Annotated in this window: 9 protein-coding genes and 1 pseudogene; 1 reads left to right on the top strand and 9 read right to left on the bottom strand. The window is 69.1% G+C overall.

Annotated features, from left to right (window positions below; genetic code table 11):
* Positions 1 to 34: 34 nt before the first annotated feature.
* Both ACCQ04_RS20345 and ACCQ04_RS20350 read right to left on the bottom strand, forming a co-directional pair.
* Positions 35 to 427 carry a hypothetical protein gene (locus ACCQ04_RS20345; protein WP_226428071.1) on the bottom strand — a complete coding sequence of 131 codons (393 nt, stop codon included), beginning with the start codon at positions 425 to 427 and terminating at the stop codon, positions 35 to 37.
* Complete coding sequence (locus ACCQ04_RS20350) at positions 424 to 900, bottom strand: hypothetical protein (protein WP_226428072.1); 477 nt, start codon at positions 898 to 900, stop codon at positions 424 to 426. Before ACCQ04_RS20350 ends, ACCQ04_RS20345 begins: the two co-directional genes overlap by 4 nt.
* 138 nt (positions 901 to 1038) lie before the next feature.
* Here ACCQ04_RS20350 and ACCQ04_RS20355 point away from each other — a divergent pair, with 138 nt between their 5' ends.
* Entirely contained in the window at positions 1039 to 1293 is a 255-nt protein-coding gene (locus ACCQ04_RS20355; protein WP_065033329.1) for a type II TA system antitoxin, ParD family, read from the top strand.
* A gap of 113 nt (positions 1294 to 1406) precedes the next feature.
* On the opposite strand, the gene ACCQ04_RS20360 is transcribed toward ACCQ04_RS20355, so the two are convergent.
* The 7 genes and pseudogenes from ACCQ04_RS20360 to ACCQ04_RS20390 all read right to left on the bottom strand — a co-directional run.
* On the bottom strand, positions 1407 to 1781 hold the full coding sequence (locus tag ACCQ04_RS20360; protein ID WP_225874229.1) for a hypothetical protein: 375 nt from the start codon (positions 1779 to 1781) through the stop codon (positions 1407 to 1409).
* A gap of 351 nt (positions 1782 to 2132) precedes the next feature.
* Positions 2133 to 3188, bottom strand: coding sequence for a virulence RhuM family protein (locus tag ACCQ04_RS20365; protein WP_226428073.1), 1056 nt, complete (start codon positions 3186 to 3188; stop codon positions 2133 to 2135).
* A 138-nt stretch (positions 3189 to 3326) separates the two neighbouring features.
* A complete protein-coding gene (gene recD / locus ACCQ04_RS20370; RefSeq protein WP_226428074.1) occupies positions 3327 to 5441 on the bottom strand; it encodes an exodeoxyribonuclease V subunit alpha in 2115 nt (704 codons plus the stop codon).
* Positions 5442 to 5794: 353 nt separating this feature from the next.
* Positions 5795 to 9757, bottom strand: a complete 3963-nt coding sequence (locus ACCQ04_RS20375) for a UvrD-helicase domain-containing protein (protein ID WP_226428075.1) — start codon at positions 9755 to 9757, stop codon at positions 5795 to 5797.
* Positions 9754 to 13158, bottom strand: a complete 3405-nt coding sequence (recC, locus tag ACCQ04_RS20380; protein ID WP_226428076.1) for an exodeoxyribonuclease V subunit gamma — start codon at positions 13156 to 13158, stop codon at positions 9754 to 9756. The genes ACCQ04_RS20375 and recC overlap by 4 nt, the downstream gene beginning before the upstream one ends.
* A 360-nt stretch (positions 13159 to 13518) precedes the next feature.
* Positions 13519 to 16875 carry a putative Ig domain-containing protein gene (locus ACCQ04_RS20385; RefSeq protein WP_506191519.1) on the bottom strand — a complete coding sequence of 1119 codons (3357 nt, stop codon included), beginning with the start codon at positions 16873 to 16875 and terminating at the stop codon, positions 13519 to 13521.
* Positions 16872 to 19746: pseudogene (locus ACCQ04_RS20390) on the bottom strand (beta strand repeat-containing protein); the annotation flags it as partial. The pseudogene ACCQ04_RS20390 and the gene ACCQ04_RS20385, both read right to left, overlap by 4 nt.
* Positions 19747 to 20074: the final 328 nt, after the last annotated feature.

The raw sequence follows: 20074 nt of genomic DNA on the forward strand, positions 1-20074 counted from the left end.
AGGCCTGGCCTCGCGGTGTGACGCCGTGCCAACCTCAATGACCGCCCAGGCGTAATGGGTGCTCAGGGTTCTCACGGATGAAGCGATCGACCTCCGACAGCTTGGCTGGGAGAGCAACGCACGGGTGGCTGCGGTAACTGAAGAACCGAAAGCCAGCGCGATACAGGCGCTCGACCTTGCGCCATTGCGCCTGGTTGCGGGCCGGGGGTGCCTTGAACGAACGCCCCATCACGCACAGCCCGTTACCGCAGCCAGGACAGGGGGCCACCTGCTCGCGCGGAGCGATCTTGAAACTTCTGCGGCAACCGAAGCAGGCGTGCGCTAGCCGATAGGCGGCGCCGGTGACGGGCGCCTTGACCACACGCGGCTGACGAGCACCGACCGCATAACGCAATGCGGTGCGATGGGCTTTGTCGGTGGAACTCATTGACGTGCCTCCGGGCCGACCACGGCTGGCTGACGCTGCACGACATACCGAGTACTGCCATCGCATGACGCAGTGCCGGCCCGATGCGTGGCGGGCAGGATCGCTGCGACCTTGTCAGGCAGAGCCAGTTGCCAATCCAGGTTGGGAAAGGTGGCCGGGAAGGTCGTGCCATTCGGATTGGCAGAGTGCGCGTAGATGCCCGTATCCATCGTGTCCTCACTGAGGTCTGCCCACAGTTGCACCGCTGCCCCACGTTGCGCCAGACGTGCTTCCAGGTAGCACAACACGCGCACTGCCACCGCGTTGACCATCTGCCGATGCTCAACACAGGAGTGGCCGCGGCCATTCCAGTCCACATGCGTATGCCACAGGTCGAACCAGCTTTCCGGGTCCAACTTGTCGACCGCTGCACGCGCCTTGGCTTCTGCCCGCACCCAATAGCGCTCCATGCGTTTGCGGCGACGTCGGTCCATCGGTGCGGTCCTGTTTCGGGAGCGCAGTTTCCGTCAAAACACTGCACGGCGTCACCGGAGCTGGGGTCCCAAAGCTCTGCAATCGGTCAACCAGCCCAGATGCGCTAATGTGGGTTTGTATGGATTTAGGAGCGCGTCATGAGCCGTTTGACCATTGATCTAAGCGATCAGCAGCATCAGAGCCTGAAGGCGCTGGCGGCTCTGCAGGGCAAGACCATCAAGCAATACGCGCTTGAACGCCTGTTCCCTGGCGACCTAAACGCCGATCAGGCATGGCAGGAGTTGAAAACCCTCCTTGGGGGACGTGTCGAGGAAGGCCTTGCCGGCAACGTGTCTACCAGGAGCATCAGCACCATCCTGTATGAAGAATTGGCCGAGGGCCGTCGCGGTTGATGCACGGCTAAGTCCTCACCGACGCAGCCGAAGCCGAAGCCGATCTGCGCGGGATCATCCGCTACACCTCGGCACGCTGGGGCCAGGCGCAGGTTCGCCGATACATCGCAGACCTATCGAGGCGTGATCTCGATGATGTTGGATGTAGCAGTCTTCAACGACGTCATATCGGCTGAGGTGGTTTTACTCTTTGATTCCTGCTGCTCCCGATAACGTATAAGTGGGTGTACCCCGACCGAGTAATTGCGCCCAGGCATGATCTGGTAACTCAATGACAGATTGATCGTCCTGACGATTGACTGCCCCGGCTTCAGGACAAGAGATGGCGTGGAACCTCGGACGTTGTGCACATAGATGCCGCGATAGTCGACGGGGCTGCCGTCCTCTTGCAGGACCTTGAACAGATTGGTCTGCAACACCCCGCCTTTGTCTACGTCTGGAACATACGAGGCAGGTAGCTCGATGGGCTGGTCACCTGCGTTGGCCATCGTGACTGAGACGGATGCTCCAGCTGTCGCTGTATGCGCTGCCTGTCTGTTTTGGAGTCTGATCTCCAGCCTCCCAGCCGCAGTCGCGCTGGAGCAGGCTGACAGCGCGAGAATCCCAAGAACCCATATCGCCTTCATCATTCACCTCTTACGCGCAAGCGCTTCTTTGTCGTCAGTTCTCATGCCATCTCTCCGGCTTGGGGTATGAGCCCTGGACGGGCGGAACCACCGTGGCGGGCGACTCCTGGGCAGACGCTAGTCGCGATTCATCCTCGGAGCGATCTATCAATCCAACGTGCACTATCGCGCGCGGTTGGGGACCTGACGCTTTGGCGCTTCCCACATCACCGTCTAGCGCAAGTCCTCGTCGGCACCGTCCACCCGGTCTCCTGCATCAAGCTGCTGCAACACGCGATCGAAATCGCTCACGAACAGCTGGTCCTGCACGATGCGGTACCTTTCGAACTCGCTTTCCGCATGCGCTTTGGCGATCTCGGCAGTGACGCGCCCTGCGTCCTGCAACACCTGCCGGTCGGTTGCTTCGATGAAACGATTCAGACGTGTTTCCCAATCCTGCATGGTCATCGGAATCTGCCGCAGTGCCATGTCCTCGGCCAGGTCCAGATAGGCCGATACGAGGCGTTGCAACTGCGCCATCTCGCCGGTGGTCAGGTAGTTCTTGGCAACCGCCACGTCGAACTTCTGGATCTTCCCGCGCGGTGCATCGGCCCAGGTGGTCAGGCCCATGTGCTGCTTGCCGGCATCGGCTCGGTGGTAGACGACTTCTGCTGCGGTTTGCCCGTGGATGGCCCAGTGCAGCTTGTTCTGCACTGTGGCGAAGAACCGCTGGGTTGCCTGCGCGGTGGCATCGTAGTCCAGGGCGGTGGCGTAGATGTCGGTGATCTTCTGGTAGAACTTGCGCTCGGAGAGACGGATCTCGCGGATGCGCTGCAACTGCTCTTCGAAGTAGCGCTTGCCGAGCACCGTGCCGTCATTCTTCAGGCGCTCATCGTCCATCGCGAAGCCCTTGATCGTGAAGGACTCGATGATGGTGGTGGCCCACTTGCGGAACTGCACCGCGCGCTCGGAATTGACCTTGTAGCCCACGGCAATGATGGCCGCGAGGTTGTAGTGCTTGGTGTCGTAGCTCTTGCTGTCGGCGGCAGTTATTCGAAAATTTCGAATAACTGCATCTGGCTGTAACTCGTTGTCAGCGAACACCTTTTTCAGGTGGTAGTTGATGGTGTGGGTTTCGACATCGTAGAGCTGGGCCAGCATCTTCTGCGTCAGCCAGACGTTTTCGTCGGCATACGCCGCCTGCACGCCGCCCCCGCCTGCGGCGGCCACGAAGGTCAGGTATTCGGCCGCCGACGAGCGGACGAGCGAAATTTCATGCTTTTTCGCCATTGATGCCTCCCATGCTGGCGATACCGCACAACCAGTTTTTCTTCGTCCATGATGCTATCCGGGCATGCCCGGTGATGGTGATAGGCGAACGTGCCGTTCTGCCGTAAGTGATGTTGCCATTGCGCCGGCTCGCGTCCATCAGAACAACGAACCCTGCACGGGCAACGCAGTAGCTGGTTCTGTTGCTGGCTTGGCGGGTGCCGCCTGCTGCTGCGCACCCAACCGCCACGCCAGACCCGAGATGCGCGCGGCGTGCCGGGCCAGTGCGCTGCGGATGACCGCCTCGCTGCCGGCCAGGTGCAGGGCGCGGCGGGCGCGGGTGATGCCGGTGTAGAGCAGTTCGCGGCTGAGCACGCGGGCGTCGCGGGTGGGCAGTTGCAGCCAGACGGTGTCGAATTCGCTGCCCTGGGCCTTGTGCACGGTCATGGCGAAGGCGCTTTCGTGCGCGGGCAGTGCGGCGGGGTGGAAGCCGCGCACCTGGCCGTCGCCGTCGCCTTCGAACCAGGCGACCAATGGGCCTTGGGCACGGCTGTCGGTGCCGCCGGACTGGCCTGGCCCTGAAGAGGCGCCTTCGTCGCTGCGCCCCGAAAAGGGACTCGCGTCGCTTCGCAGGCAGATGCCGACGTCGCCGTTAAACAGGCCGTGGCGGTAGCTGTTTTCGGTGATCAGCAGCAGGCGGCCCTGGAACCAGGGCGAGGCGGCGCCGAGGCGGCGCGCGCCGGAGCCGGTTTCGGCCAGCAGTTGTTCGATACGGGCGTTGAGGCCGCGTGCGCCCTGCGGGCCGGCGCGCACGGCGGTGAGCAGGCGCAGGCGCGCGGCGTCGCGCAGGGCCGCGGCCGGGTCGTGCGCGTCGGCCAGCGCGCGCCAGTGCGCGAGCAGTGCGTCGCGGCCCAGGGTGAGCGGGTCTTCGCCGTCTTCGTGGAAGTGCACGCCGGCCAGCTCGCCGCTGCGCAGCAGGGCCAGGGCGCTGTCGGCGTCGCCGGCGCGCACGGCGTCGGCCAACGGGGCCAGTGCAAAGTCGTCTGCCTGCCGGTAGCCGCGCAGCAGGTGCACGCGGTGGCCGGCCAGGCCGCCGCCGTGGCTGGCGGCGGGCGTGGTGTCGGCGGGTGCGTTGCCGAGTAGCGCTTGCAGCGCCTGTGCGTCCTGCGGCTGCAGGGCATCGCCGGGGCCGGCGGCCTGCAGGATGGCGGCGAGCACGTCGCCGGCTTCCACCGAAGGCAGCTGGTCGGCGTCGCCGAGCAGGATCAGCTGGGTGCCATCGGCCACGGCTTCGACCAGCTTGCACATCAGCGGCAGGTCGACCATGGAGGCTTCGTCGACGACGATCAGGTCCAACGGCAGCGGGTTGTCGGCGTTATGGCGGAAGTGCGGGGAATCCGGGATGACGCCGAGCAGGCGATGCAGGGTGCTGGCGCCGCTGGGCAGGGCATCGGCCAGGGCCGGGTCGATGCCGCCAGCGATGGCGCGCGTGACCGCAAGGCGCAGGCTTTCGGCCATGCGCTCGGCGGCGCGGCCGGTGGGCGCGGCCAGAGCGATGCGCGGTGCCGGGGTGTTGGAGGCGTATGCCTGGGCGATGCGCAGCAGCAGCAGGCGGGCGATGGTGGTGGTCTTGCCGGTGCCGGGGCCGCCGGTGACCAGCAGCAGGGTGCGGCGCAGCGCCAGGGCGGCGGCCTGGGCCTGGCGGTCTGGGTGGTGGGATGGAGCCGGTGGGGCCTTACCTTCCTGGTCGACAGATGGCTCTGGCAGGCCCGTGCCCTCACCCGCCTCTCCCGGAGGGAGAGGGGAAGCGTGCGGGAATAGCTGCGCGAACAGCGGTGCCAGCGTGGCGGCGTCGAAGGGCGGCGGCGACTGGGCGGCGATGCGTAGCAGGCCCAGCGCCAGGCGGCGCTCGTACTCGCGGTAGCGGCGCAGATAGAGCAGGCCGTGTTCCAGCACCAGCGGGCAGTCGGCGGCGGCGGGGTCTTGCGCATTCGGTTGGTCGACCCAGCGCGAGGCGGCCAGGGTGCGTTGCCAGTCGATGGGGTCCGGGAGTGCGGGCGCTGGGCCCTCGCGCGTGTCCAGCAGCATGCCGGCGCGGCTGGGGTCCAGCCCTGCGTGGCCGCTGGTGACGGCCAGCGAGGCGAGTGCGGCGCCGGCCAACACCTGGGGGTCGGTGTCCGGGGCCAGGCGTTGCAGGCTTTGGGCGAAGGCCAGATCCAGCGGGCGCAGCGCGTCGGCCTTGATCAGGGCGTTGAAGAGGGTTGGGTGGTTCATGCGGTGGACGCCTCCCGGGCGCAGGCGCCCTCACCCCACCCTCCGCTGCGCACCCCGGCCCGCGCGGCGTGGCGCAGACACTGCCAGGCACGCGCACCGGTGTGCGCAAGCGGGGTCTGCCCGCCTCGAGGGGAGCGGGGCATGCGCACAGCGCTGATCGGGCGTGCGGTCTGTTGGGTCATGGCTTGGATGCTTCGGCGGCGGACGTACCCTCACCCCAACCCCCGCTCCGCGCCCCAGCCCGCGCCAGCGGCGCGGGCGCTCCAAGGCACGCGCGCCAGTGGCGCGCAACCAGTGCCTTATCGCCCCGGGGGGAGCGGGGCTTTGGTGCGTCAGCGGTAAGGGGCTGTGCGCTAGCGGGCATCGGGCGTGCCTGGGTTGCTGGATGTCGGTTCCGGGGCGCTGCCTGCGAACAGGGCGTCCAGGGCTTGGACCAGCGCCGGGTCGAAGCGCCAGGCGTGGACGCCGGGTGCGGGCGTGGCGCGGTTGACGGAGTCGGAGTCGGAGTCGGAGTCGGAACCGAGGATGGAGCTGGAGTCGGCTGCGGGGTTGCGGGTGGCGTCCAGGCCGCGGCAGAACAGGTAACGCACGCCGCCGAAGTCGCGGGCGTAGTCGTAGCCATCGCCCAGGCGGAAACGCAGCCAGCGGTGCAGGGCCACGGTGTAGATCAGCGCCTGCAATTCGTACTCGCTGTGCGCCATGCCGCGGGCCAGGGCGTCGGCGTCGTAGCTGGGCAGGCGATTGGACTTGTAGTCGAGCACGTACCAGCGCCCGTCCACGGTGTAGGTGAGGTCGATCAGGCCGGTCATCAGGCCTTCCAGCCGCTGACGCGCGCCGAAGGCCTGGCGGTCGCCGACCACGCCAAACCGGTGCAGCAACGCGAGCAGCGCATCGACGCGGGTGGGCCGCATGGCGAAGTGGAATTCCATCTCGTTGCGGCGCTGCGGCGCGGGCACGGCGGCCAGGGTGGTGCCTTCGGGCAGGGCCACGGTGAGGGTGTGGCCGATCAGCGCGGTGAGCATTGCCAGGCCGTCGTCCCATTCCTTCTCGACGTAGCCGCCGCGCTGCAGCGCCTCAAGGATGGCGGCGGCCTGGCCCTCGGGTGCGGGCAGGCCGGGGCGCCAGGCCTGCCAGGCAGCGAAGTCGCAGCGCTCGAATACGTCGTGCATCACCACGCCGAAGCGGTTGCCGGCAAAGCGCGGGTCGAAGGCGTCGACCTCGGCGGCCACCGCAACGGCCTCGCTGCCGGACGGCTCGTCGCTGCCGCCACTGCCGACCACGGTGGCGCTGGCCATCGGGTCGGTGGCGGCGCCGGCATCGGCATTGGCCAGCTGGGTGAAGCTGTAGACCCACCAGTCCGGGGCGATATGCCGCTGCGGCGCGCGCGCAGGCGGCACCTGCGCCTCGACCGGCGGCGGCAGGCGCGGCAGGTTGGTGGGCGGCGTGGACGTGTCCACCACCACTGCACCCTCGCCGGCCGCACCCTGCAGTGCGTCCAGCGCGCGCAGCATGCCGGACAGTGCGGTGCGCTCGTGCTGGTGGAACGGGCCGCTGGCGATCCACAGCGCGTGCTCGGCACGGGTCAGCCCGACGTAGAGCAGGCGTGCGTCTTCGGCACGTTGTTCCTGCTTCCAGGCCGCTTCGGCGGCGCTCCAGGTCGGGTCGTCTTTATCAGTCTTCCAGTGCAGCTGGCGGCCGAGCTCCGGCACATGCACCACGCAATGGCGGCCGGCGCCCTTGTCGCTGCGGCCGATGCCGATGTACGGCAGGAACACCAGCGGATATTCCAGGCCCTTGCTCTTGTGCAGGGTGACGATCTGCACGCGGCGCGCGTCCGATTCCAGCCGCAGCTGCTGGGCTTCGTCGTTGTCGTCGGCATTGGCGATGCGGCGCGACAGCCAATCGACCAGGCCGTGCGGGCCGAGCGCGCGGGCGTCGGCTTCCTGCAGCAGTTCGGCCAGCTGCAGGTAGTTGGTGAGGCGGCGCTCGCCATCGACCAGGGCGAGCAGGCGTTGCCCGTGCGCGGCGCCCAGGTCGCCGATCAGGGCAAGCGGGCCGCCGCGCTGCCAGCGCTCGCGCCAGTCCAGCGCCTGCTGCTGCCAGCGGCGGTGACGCTCGCCGTCGTGTGCGAGCGCGGCGATGGCGGCGGCATCCGCGCCAATCAGCACGGTGGCCAGCGCGGCGCGCAGGCGGCTGTCGTCGCCCGGGTCGAGCAAGGCCTGCAGCAGGGCCAGCAGCTCCAGCGCCTCGTCGGTGGCGAACAGGCTCTGCTTACCGGCCGCCACGGCGGGGATGCCCACCGCGCCCAGCGCCTGTTGCATGCGCGTGGCCTCGCCGTGGCTGCGCACCAGCACGGCGATATCGCCGGCCTGCACCGGGCGGCCATTGACGGTGGCGGTGCCGTCGCGGCCGCCGGCCAGCCAGCCGCGAATCGCCGCCACGCAGGCGGCGGTGGCCAGCTCGCGGGCGCGGTTGGCGCTCCAGGGTTTGGGCTTTCCTGCTTGCTTGGTTTTTGCCGCTGCCGCGGCAGGTGGCGGCGGCGGGTCCGGGGCGCGCCACAGCGTCAGCGCCGGGGCGGGGCCGCCATCGCGTTGCAGGTCGGCATCCACCCGCTTGGTGCCGGGCCGCACCGGGTGGAAGGCGATGCCATCGGTGAGGAAGGCGTCGGTGTAGCCGGCCTGCGCGTACAGCGCGTCGATGGCCGCCAGCACGCCGGGGCGCGAGCGGAAGTTGTGGCTCAGCGGCGGGGCGAGTTCGGCGGTGACCGCGGCGGCCAGATAGGTGCGCACGTCGCCGCCGCGGAAGCCGTAGATGGCCTGCTTGGGGTCGCCGATCAGAAACAGCGCCGGCTCCAGGCCGGCCGCGCGTGCGAGCGGGCCTTCGCCGAACACGTTGGAGAAGATCGCCCACTGGCGGTCATCGGTGTCCTGGAATTCGTCCACCAGCGCGATGGCGTATTGCGCGCGCAGCCGCGCGACCAGCGCCTGCGCCTGCGCGCCTTCCAGCGCGTGCGCGACGCCATCGACCAGGTCGTCGTAGGTCTGCACGCGGCGCTGGCGCTTGAGCAATGCCAGCCGTGCGATGGCGTCCTCGCGCAGGGCGTGCAGCAGGCGGATGCGGCGACGGCTGCGCCATGCTTCGACACCGACCAGCGCGGTGAGATAGCCGTCGATCTCGTGGCTCAGCGGCGAGGCCGGGGTGCGATCGACGAACTTCTTGTTGGTGCCGGCGGCCAGTTCCGCGGCGGTGAGTTTGATCAGCTTGGCGTGCGGCGTTGCGTGCATCGATGGTGCGGCGGCGAAGCTGTCGAACCAGTGCCACAACGCTGTTAGCCACTCGGGCTTGTAGCTGACCTTGCTCAGGATGCCGCCGTCGATGGCGGCCATGATGGTGTCGAAAAACGCGCTGCCGTGCGCCTGGAATGCCGCGGCCAGTGCAGTACTGGCGTCCTGCACCGCTTGCAGCAGCGCAGCGGAATCGTCGTTTGTCGTGGCGGCGGCCGGCAGCAGCGTTGGATGGCGCACCAAGGCGCGCAGATCGCTGGCCAATGCCTCCGGGCCGCCCGACCACAGCGCGATCAGGTCTTCGGCCATTGCCGCATCGGCGGCGCGCTGGCGCCACAGATCGGCGGCGACTTCGCCGAGCAGTTCGCGGTCGTTGGCGAGCAGTTCCGGTGCGGCGAAGGCCTGGCCGCTTTCCAGCGCATGCTCGCGCAGCACACGCGCGCAGAAGCCGTGGATGGTGAACACGGCGGCCAGGTCGATTTCTTCCACCGCCTGTTGCAGGCGGCGGCGCAGGGCCGCGGGTGTTTCGGTGCCGGTGGCCAGGTGCGTGGCGAGGACGGCGCGCGTAAGCAGCACATCGGGCGCGTCCTGTAGGAGCGGACCTGGCCGCGACGGGTCGTCGGCGAGCTCGGTCGCGGCCCGGGCCGCTCCTACGGGGGCGGTCGGTGTTTCGGTGCCAGGGGCCAGGTGCGTGGCGACAAAGGCGTCGGGCGCTTTGTGTAGGAGCGGCCCTGGCCGCGACGGGTCGTCGGCGAGGTCGGTCGCGGCCGGGGCCGCTCCTACGGGGGCGTCGGGGACCAGGGTTGCGGCCAGCACCAGGCGCTCGCGGATGCGGCGGCGCAGTTCCTGGGTGGCGGCCTCGGTGAAGGTGACGGCGAGGATCTGGCCGATGCGCAGCCCGCGCTCGACCACCAGCCGGGTGAACAGCGTCGCCAGGGTGAAGGTCTTGCCGGTGCCGGCGCTGGCCTCGATCAGGCGTACGCCCTGCAGCGGCAGGTGCAGATACGGGTCGGTGACCTGGCTGGCGCTCATTCGGCCTCTTCCTGCGCGCCGTGCCAGTGGCGCCAGCTCTCGATCAGACGCTCCGGATCCAGCGTGGCATCGGCGTTGCCGCGCTCGAGCAGGTCGTACACGCGATGGCTGGTGATGGCGAAATCGGCAAAGCGCTGCGCATCGGCGAACGGGTCGCGGCCGCGGTTGACCAGGCGCAGTTCCGGGCTGTGCGATTCGCTCCAGCCGAAGCTGGACTGCCACTGCCCGGCGGCGTCCTTGATGGCCTTGTCCAGGTCGTCGCTGCGCGCGGCCTGGTGATATTTCCAGCTGCTGTAGGGCGCGAACGCCAGCGGCGTCTGCAAGCCCTGCCGGTATACCTGCAGCAGCGCAGCCAACGCGCCCTGCGCCTGGGTCTGCGACAGCGGTTCGGCATCGATGGGATGCGGGCCTAAACCGTCTTCGTCTTCGAAGAAGCGCACATACGGCGCGTGCTCGCCGGCGGCGCGCAGCAGCAGCCATTCCAGGCCGTGGCGGATCGCGCTGCGGCCGCTGAGCGCGCCGACCTGCACCCGCCCCACCCCGCTCGCATACCAGCCGGGCACACGGCCGTGCACCTCGGTCTGGCCGATCTGCACCTGCAACCGGCGCGATTGCGCCGCCGATTCGCCACGCCAGTGCCGGAATGCCTCGGCATACGGGCGCAGTTGCGCCACCCGCTCATCGAGCTGGCGTCGCCCCAGCGGCCCGGACGGCAGCAACGCGCGCGCGCGCAGACGCTCGTAAAGCCGCTCGGTGTCGCCGGCCAGCGCGGCGTCGAACACGTGCTGCTGCAGGCCGTATTGCTCCAGCCCGCGTGTGGGCGCGAGCAGCGGCTCCAGATCGCTGTCTTCGCCGGCCGGATCCGGCAAACGCATCCCCAGGCGGTGGCGCAGGAACTGCCCGGCCGGGTCGGCGAACAGGCGGCGCAGTTCGTCGATCGACACATTCGTCGGCACTGCGATGTCATCGGCCGGCAACGCGCCGGCCACCCACGGCGCCAGGGGCTGGCGCTGGCCGGTAAGGCTGTCCACCGCAGGCCGCCACTGCCGGCGATAGCTGAAACGGCGCGGGTCGGCGCCGTGATCGCCTGGCGCACCGAAGGCAGCGGCGGCAAATGGCTGCAACGGGTGGTGCACCACCAGCGTGTCGATTGCCGCCGGGTCGGCGTGGTACTGCGCGGCGCTGCCCAGCAGCTCGCTGACCAGCACCGACGGTTCGCGCGCGCTGCCGTCGCGCGCATCGGCACCGAGATAGCTCAGGTAGAACACTTCCTGCGCGGAGGCGAACAACTGCAGGAACAGGAACCTGTCGTCCTCGCGGGTCGAACGGTCGCCGTGCCGGCGACGCTCGGTGCCCAGTTCTGCAGTGAGACGATTGAGCCCGGCGGCCGGGTCGCGGCGGGGGAAGTCGCCATCGTTCATGCCGAGCAGGCAGATCGCGCGGAACGGCAGCAAGCGCATCGGCACCATGCGGCCGAAACTGATGCCGCCGGTGAGCAGCGGCGCACGCGTGTCCGACTCGCCCAGCACCGCAGCAAAGTGCGCGCGCACCACCTCGGCCGGCACGCTGCCTGCGTACTCGGCGCGCACCGCATCGCGGGCGAATTGGTCGATCAAGCTGCGCAGCCGATCCAGCGCGCGCTGCGCACGCGGTGCCGAAGGTGCTTTTGGCATCAGCGCCTCCAGCAGGCCGAGCAGCCGCTCGCGCCACTCGACCGGCGTCATCGCCTCGGCCAACACGGACTGGTAGCGTTCGAGCACACGCAGCAGCTTCAACAAGATATCCAGTGCGGCCAGCGCGCTGCCTTCCAGCTGCGGCCAGGGCGCCACACCCTCGATATCGTCGTCGGTGCCGCTGGCATGGCCGAGCAGCAGCCGGTCCAGCGCGAAGCGCCAGGTGTAGGCGTCGTCGCCCGGTGCCTGATGCTGGCGCCGGTGCGCCGCATCCAGCCCCCAGCGCGCGCCGGCCGCATGCAGCCAGCCGCGCAGACGTTCCAGCCCGGCTTCGTCCAGGCCGGCGGCCTCGGCAATCGGTGCGCTGGCGAGCAGGTCGAGGATCTCGTGCAGGCCGAAGCGTGCGATCGGCAAGCCGAGCAAGCTCAGGAACACTTCGGCCAGCGGCTCGCTGGCCAACGGGCTGGCATCGGCCAGCGCGTACGGCAAGGCATCGTCGTTGCCGTGGCTGCCGAACACCGCATCCAGATACGGCACGTACGGGTCGATATTTGGCGACAGCACCGCGATCTCGCGCGGCTGCAGCGGTGGGTCGAAGCGCGCATCGTCGAGCAAGGCGCGTAGCTGGTCGTGCAGCACCTGCAGCTCGCGCAGCCGTGTGTGGCAGGCGTGCACCTGCAGGCTGGGGTCGTGCAGATTCACCGCCGGCAACACCGCAGGCACGCTGGGCGCGCGGCGATGGAACAGGTCGCTCTGCATGCGCCGCAGCAGGCTGTCGCCCAGGCCGCCGTCGGCCAGTGCGCGGCGGCCAGACTCCAATGGGTCGGCGTAGGCGGCGATCTCGGCCAGCGGGTGCACCACCTCGTAGTCGCCGACCAATGCCATGAAGTCGCGCCCGGCCGCGCCCCAGGCCTGCAGCAGCGGGTTTTCCTGTACCTGCTCGGCAAACAGCTGCACCGCACCGTCTTCGCGACGGCGCTGCCACAGGGTTTGCAGGTCGCCCCAGTAACCTTGCGTGGGCGTGGGCAGGTAGAAGTGCAGCGTGCCCACGCGCGCCTGCGTGGCCAGCACGCGCAGCACGTCGGGCGAAATATTCAAGATGGCGAAGGCGAACAGGCGCCTGGGCAAGCCCTGCGGCAGCGGGCCGTCCGGGCGCGCGTAGCGATCCAGATACTGACCGATGCGACGCGCGCGGTATTGCCGGCCGGTGGCAATGCTGCGCCACAGCCGCGCCTGCGGATCATCGGGGTCGGCGCCGCCTTCCCAACGCAGCAACCAGTCGCGTCGCCAGGCCTGGTACTTCTCGAACACATTGCCCAGCTCGCCAGCCAGCGCCCAGGGCTTGAGCGCATCGCCATCGGACAGATAACCGGCCAGGGGCGCCAACGCCGCGTCGCTGCCCAGGTCGGCCTGCAAGGCGGCGTACAGGCGCCACTGCGTGGTCGCCATGTCCAGATCGTCGTCGGCCGGGCCGAGATTGCATTCCAGCGCGCGCGCGACGAACTCGCCGGGGGTGAGGAATTCCAGATTGGCCGCCACCCCATGCTCGGCCGCCAGCGTGGACTGCAGCCAGCGCCGCATCGCCACCTGCGGGATCAGCACCACCTCCGGCTGCAGCAACGGCTGCTCCGGCACCGGCCGGCGCAGCTCCTGTGCGAGCAAGGCAGCCAGCGTATCCAGCGCATTTGAGGGATAGAGGCGGAAATCGGGCGCGGAAGTGGCGTGCATGCGTGTGCGCATTGTGCCGGATGCGGCCGTGCTGCGCTGTTGGCCCAGGGCGGCGCGCAGCGAGTGGCGCCGCTGTTCGGGCCGTACTGGAATGGGCAGGCGCGGGGCCGACCTTGGCGATCGACCGCCGACACGCTGCGGAGCTACTGCACCCGAACGCAGCAGGCGCGAGCGGATTGCGGATTACCTGCGATGCCGTGCAGCCGCGGCGCTCGGCGATATCGCTGCAAGCCGCCGTCGACCAACGCGCCTCCAGGCGCCGGCACTGCCATGCGACACCCCTGCGGCACCACAAAAAGCGATGGGCCGGGGTCTTCGCCCGGCCCATCGCGTTGGCTTGGAGCATGACGCTGGAGGCGATCAGTATTTCTTTTCCAGGTTGATCATCCAGGTCTGATCGTTGTTGCTGTCGCCATCGGTGATGCCGCGGTATTCCAGCCGCGTCGACAGGCCCTGCTCGGTCAGCAACGCCGCGCCGATGCCCACCATCAGGCGGTTGCGATCGAACGCGCTCTGGCCCGCGCGGTAGAACGGCCCGCCGTTCAGATCGGCGTAGCTCAGCGTGGCATCGCCGCGGCCCTGGAAGTCGCGCTGATATTCCACGCGCAACTGCGGGGTCAGCCGGCCCCAGGCCACTTCGCGGCGCCATTCCAGGCGCAGGCCCAGGTTGCCGGTGGTGGTGGCCACGTCCATGTCGTCATAGCGCAGCGCGAACGGCGCCACGCCATCTTCGACATAGCCATCCAGCGTGGCGCGCGCCACATCCACACGCGCATACGGGGTGATCTGCAGCTCGCCGCGTTGCAGGTCCGCACCGGTGGACAGCGAGGCGATCCACTGCTTGCCGTCGCGGTTGCCTTCGGCCATCGAGGCGTCGTCGGTGACATAGCGACGCAGGTCGTAGGACAGCAGCTGGTAGCCGACCAGGGTGTCGAAGAAGAACGCCTTGCCCGGATGGAAGCTGGCATACAACGCCATGGTGTAGGCGGTGGCCTTGGAGTGGCTGCCGTTCCTGCCCACATCGCTGTCGTCGCGGCCCCAACCCAGGCCCGCACCGATCGCCAGCGACTGCGCCACCCGGTAATCGGCGCCCACGCTCAGGCCGTCGGTCTGGAAGTCCACGCCGTTGCTGTTGGACTGCTTGTCCAGGCTGCCAGAGCGGATCGCACCGCCCACCCACAGCCCCAGATCGCTCTGCCCCTGCGCGGTGCTGGTGCCGCTGCTGGCCACTGCCGGCGCATCGCGGAAGTCGTTGTCGGCCTCCTGCGTGTCCGGGCTGCACGGCTGCGCACTGATGCCGCGGTCGGCCTGGCGGCAATGCGAGGTCGGCTGGAAGCTCACCGCGTTGCTGAAGGTGCTGCCACCGCGATGGGTGGCTTCCAGACGGCGCTGGAAGTTGTCGATCTGCGCCCGCGCAAAACGCCGCGTGGACTCGGACTGCGCATCGATCAGGCCACGCACTTCCGCATCCACGCTGGGGTCGCGGCGCGGCGCGATGGTGAACACCACGTTGGCCGGCACCGACGTGGCGAACGCGTTGGACAAGGTGAACTGCACCGTGGCCTGGCCGACGAAGGCCGGGTTCGGGGTGAAGGTCAGCATGAAGGTGGGCGTCTCGGCCATTGCAGCTGCCGCCGGCGACGGGCCCGATGCACGTGCCGCCGCCGCGGTGGCGAGACCACCAACCTGGGTGATGGTGGCGGTACCGGCCGACGCAGGCAGCACCGCGACCACGGCCGCCGCCACGAACGGCCCGCCGGTGGCATTGCGGGTCAGGTCGACCTGCTGCGCCTCGCCCGGCACTGCCGCCGCAGTCACCGACACCGCAACCGGCCGCGCATTGACCGCAATGGTCACGGTGGCCGCCGCCGAGGTGCCGCCGCTCCCGGTGACCGTGTAGCTCACCACATCGGTGCCGACGAAGCCGGCAGCCGGCGTGTAGACCAGCTCCAGCCCGTTGACCACGGCGGTGCCGTTGGTCGGCGCAGCGGCAATGGCGATCGTGGTGATGTTGCCGGTGTCGTTGGCGGTCACCGCCACCGTCACCGCAGCATCGGACATGGTGGCCGCCACATCCGCTACCGCCACCGGCGCCGCATCGCTCACCGTGAAGCTGTAGGCCTGGGTGGCGCTGGCATTGCCGGCATCGGCCACCGCGATGGTGAAGGACGAGGTGCCCTGCGTCGTCGGCGTGCCCGACAGCGTGCCGTCGTTGGCCAGCGTCAGGCCGGCCGGCAATGTGCCGCTGGCGATGCTGTAGCGATAGGGCGCAACGCCGCCGCTGGCCGTGAGCACCTGGTTGTACGCGCTGCCGCGCACCGCCGGGGGCAGGGTCGGTTGCGCCAGCACCAGCGTTGCCGCCGCGATGGTGACCGAGTAGTTCTGGCTGGTCTGCACAGCCGGGCTCGGGGTGCTGTCGGTGGCGGTCAGGGTGAAGTTGAAGGTGCCGGACAAGGTCGGCGTCCCGCTGAGCCTGCCGGTCGCTGCATCGACAATCACGCCATTGGGCAATGCGCCCGCAGTCAGTGCATAGCGGTAAGGCGCCGTGCCGCCGGTGGCCGGCGTGATCGCCGCGGAGTACGCCTGCCCGGCCGTGCCTGCCGGCAAGGTGCTGGCCGGCAACGCCAGGTTCGGGCCGGCCGCGGTCAATGCATAGGCCTGCGTGGCGGTGAAGGTGTTCGCGTCGGTCGCGGTCACGGTGACGTTGAAGCTGCCTTCCACCGTGGCGGTGCCCGACAGCGTGCCGTTGCTGGCCAGCGTGATGCCGGCCGGCAGGCTGCCCGCGCTGACTGCATAGGTGTACGGCGCGGTGCCGCCGCTGGCGCTCAGGGTCTGGCTGTAGGCGGTACCGCGGGTGGCGGCCGGCAGCGTGGTGGGCGCGATCACGACCACAGGTGCCGCGATGGTCAGCGTGTAGCTGCGGCTGGCCTGCGCCGCCGGGCTGGGCGTGCTGTCGGACACGGTCAGGGTGAAGCTGAACGTGCCCGCCACGGTCGGCGTGCCGCTGAGCGCGCCGGTGGCCGCGTCCACCACCACACCCGCCGGCAGAACACCGCCGGTCAATGCATAGCTGTAAGGCGCCGTGCCGCCGGTGGCCGAGGCGATCGTCGCCGCATACGCCTGCCCGGCCGTGCCTGCAGGCAAGGTGCTGGCCGGCAACGCCAGGTTCGGGCCGGCCACGGTCAGTGCATAGGCCTGCGTGGCGGTGAAGGTGTTCGCGTCGGTCGCGGTCACGGTGACGTTGAAGCTGCCTTCCACCGTGGCGGTGCCCGACAGCGTGCCGTTGCTGGCCAGCGTGATGCCGGCCGGCAGGCTGCCCGCGCTGACTGCATAGGTGTACGGCGCGGTGCCGCCGCTGGCGCTCAGGGTCTGGCTGTAGGCGGTACCGCGGGTGGCGGCCGGCAGCGTGGTGGGCGCGATCACGACCACAGGTGCCGCGATGGTCAGCGTGTAGCTGCGGCTGGCCTGCGCCGCCGGGCTGGGCGTGCTGTCGGACACGGTCAGGGTGAAGTTGAACGTGCCCGCCACGGTCGGCGTGCCGCTGAGCGCGCCGGTGGCCGCGTCCACCACCACACCCGCCGGCAGGACACCGCCGGTCAATGCATAGCTGTAAGGCGCCGTGCCGCCGGTGGCCGGGGTGATCGCCGCGGAGTACGCCTGCCCGGCCGTGCCTGCCGGCAGGGTGCTCGCCGGCAAGACCAGATTCGGGCCAGCCACGGTCAGGGTGTAGGCCTGGTTGCCGGTGAAGCTGCCCGCATCGGTCGCGGTCACGGTGAAGTTGAAGCTGCCTTCCACCGTGGCGGTGCCCGACAACGTGCCGTTGCTGGCCAGCGTGATGCCGGCCGGCAGGCTGCCCGCGCTGACTGCATAGGTGTACGGCGCGGTGCCGCCGCTGGCGCTCAGGGTCTGGCTGTAGGCGGTACCGCGGGTGGCGGCCGGCAGCGTGGTGGGCGCGATCACGACCACAGGTGCCGCGATGGTCAGCGTGTAGCTGCGGCTGGCCTGCGCCGCCGGGCTGGGCGTGCTGTCGGACACGGTCAGGGTGAAGTTGAACGTGCCCGCCACGGTCGGCGTGCCGCTGAGCGCGCCGGTGGCCGCGTCCACCACCACACCCGCCGGCAGGACACCGCCGGTCAATGCATAGCTGTAAGGCGCCGTGCCGCCGGTGGCCGGGGTGATCGCCGCGGAGTACGCCTGCCCGGCCGTGCCTGCCGGCAGGGTGCTCGCCGGCAAGACCAGATTCGGGCCAGCCACGGTCAGGGTGTAGGCCTGGTTGCCGGTGAAGCTGCCCGCATCGGTCGCGGTCACGGTGAAGTTGAAGCTGCCTTCCACCGTGGCGGTACCCGACAGCGTGCCGTTGCTGGCCAGGGTGATGCCTGCCGGCAACGTGCCGCTGGCGAGCGCGTAGGTATACGGCGCGGTACCGCCGCTGGCGCTCAGGGTCTGGCTGTAGGCGGTGCCGCGGGTGGCAGCCGGCAGCGTGGACGGCGCGACCACGATCGGCGGCGCGGCGATGGTCAAATTGTAGCCACGTGTGGCCTGCGACGGCGTGCCTGTGGTGCTGTCGGTGGCGGTTACGCTGAAGCTGAAGCTGCCCACGCTGCCGGGGGTGCCGGTCAGGGCGCCGCTGCTGCCGTCGAGCGTGATGCCCGCCGGCAAGGCACCGGCGGTGACGGCGTAGGTGTACGGCGCAACGCCGCCGGTCGCCGGATTGAGCGCACTCGAATAGGCCTGGCCGGCGGTGCCGGCCGGCAGGCTGGTCGCCGGGAAGGTGGTCGTGGCCACGGCCACGGTCAGCGTGTAAGCACGGGCGCCGCTGGTGGGGCTGCCGCCGCTGTCGGTGGCGGTCGCGGTGAAGTTGAAGCCGCCGCTGGCGGTGGGCGTGCCGGACAGCACGCCGCCAGCGCTCAGGCTCAACCCGGCCGGCAACGCACCGGCCGTGATGGCGAAGGTGTACGGCGCGGTGCCGCCGCTGGCGCTCAGGGTCTGGCTATAGGCGCTGCCCGCGGTCGCCGCCGGCAGCGATGCCGGCCCGACCACCACCACCACATCGTCGTTGACGATGGTGCCGGTACCGGTGGCGCGGGCGATGCTCGCGTTGCTGGCGCCGGACAGGCCGACGCTGAAGGTCTCGTTGGGTTCGACCGCGGTGTCGCCATTGACGGTGATCGCCACGCCCTGCGCGGTAACGCCCGGCGCGAAGGTCAGCGTGCCGGAGCGGGCGGCGTAGTCGCTGCCGGCGGTGGCGGTGCCATCGGCGGTGATGTAATTGACCGACACGGTCTGGCCGCTGGCCGCACTCAGGCTCACCGTGAAGGTGGCCGTGGTGGTGCCGCTGTTGCCTTCATTGACGCTGACGTCGTCGATCGACAGTGCAGGCAGCGCATCGTCGTTGACGATGGTGCCCTGGCCCTGGCCATCGCCCACGCTCGCCCCGGTGACGTTGCTGACGTTGACGAAGAAGGTCTCGTTCGGCTCGCTGAGCGTGTCGCCGTTGACCAGCACGGTGAAGGTGGCGCTGCTGCTGCCGGCGGGGATGGTCTGCCCGGTCAGGCTGGAGGCAACGTAGTCCACGCCGGCAGTGGCGGTGCCGTCGGCGGTGGCGATATCAAAGCTGACGCCGCCGGTGCCGGCCGGCTGGCTGAGCGAGACGGTGAAGGTGGCATTGGTGGTGCCGGCATTGCCCTCGTTCACCGACACGTCGTTGATCGACAGCGTCGGCTGGTCGTCGTTGAGGATGGTGCCGGTGGCGCTGTTGGGCGAACCCACGTTGTAGCCGGTGCCGCTGGCAAGGGTCAGCACCACGGTCTCGTCCGGTTCGATGGTGGAATCGGCGGTCGGATTGATGGTGATGGTGCCGGTGGTCTGGCCGGCGTTGATCACCAGCGGCGAACTAACGGCCGCATAGTCGGTGCCCGAGGTTGCCGTGCCGCCAACGCTGAAGGCGACCGACACCGCGTTCGGCGCGGCCTGGTCGAGCGTGACGGTGTAGATCAGGTTGGTCGCACCGTCCTCGGCCACGCTGGACGGAGCCACTGCGATCGATGCGTTCGGAAAGTCGTCGTTGACGATGGTGGCGGTGGCGCTGGATGGACTGCCGATGCCATAGCCGCTACCGCTGGCCACGCTGATCACCACCGTCTCGTCGGCCTCAACGGTGGTATCGGCAACCGGGGTGATGGCGAAGCTGGCCGAGGCGGTATTGGCGGGCACCACGATGCTGGCCACCGCGCCCGTGTAGTCGGTGCCGCTGGTGGCGGTGCCGCTGCGGGTAAGGTTGACCGTGGTGGCCGAGCTGCTGGTCTGGCTCAAGGTCACCGTGTAGGTGAACGATGTGCCGCTGTCTTCGTTGGCGCTGGACGGCGAGACCGCGATGCTGGCGCTGATCGCAGGGTTGATGGTGATGTTGAAGACGACCTGGTTGTTGTCCTCGTCCAACAGATAGAACGAGTCCGAGGTCGCACCATCACCGTTGTTGGTATAGGTCACCGTTTGGGTGCCAGGACCAGACTGACCGCTGAGGACGTAGCTGCCATGCGCAGGCGGCACGCCGTCGTCGGTCATACCGGTATTGGACGGACCGTCGCAGTCGCTGACATCGAATGTCACTGAACCGCCCGCGTTGATGGTGGCGCTTTTCGGGCTTGTGCAATAGGCCGCCAGGGCAACGTGAGAGGTCGCCAACAGCAACAGCGCCAATATCCAGCGCAACAGCGGACGCACGCCACCCACGGCGGTAAAAGTCGTAGACATCATGTTTTCCCCCAAAAACACGCCACCCCAATGGCGTCGGCAACGGTCCTGGTGCCTCGGATCAGCTCAACGCGATGCCTGCGCAGGCATACGGTTGGACTGCGGCGCCATTTAAACAGGAACTGACTGCCAGTTAAAGAATGAAAAATTAATACTTCATCCC

It is taken from the genome of Xanthomonas sp. NCPPB 2866 (genome assembly GCF_041475745.2).
Taxonomy (GTDB): Bacteria; Pseudomonadota; Gammaproteobacteria; order Xanthomonadales; family Xanthomonadaceae; genus Xanthomonas; species Xanthomonas arboricola.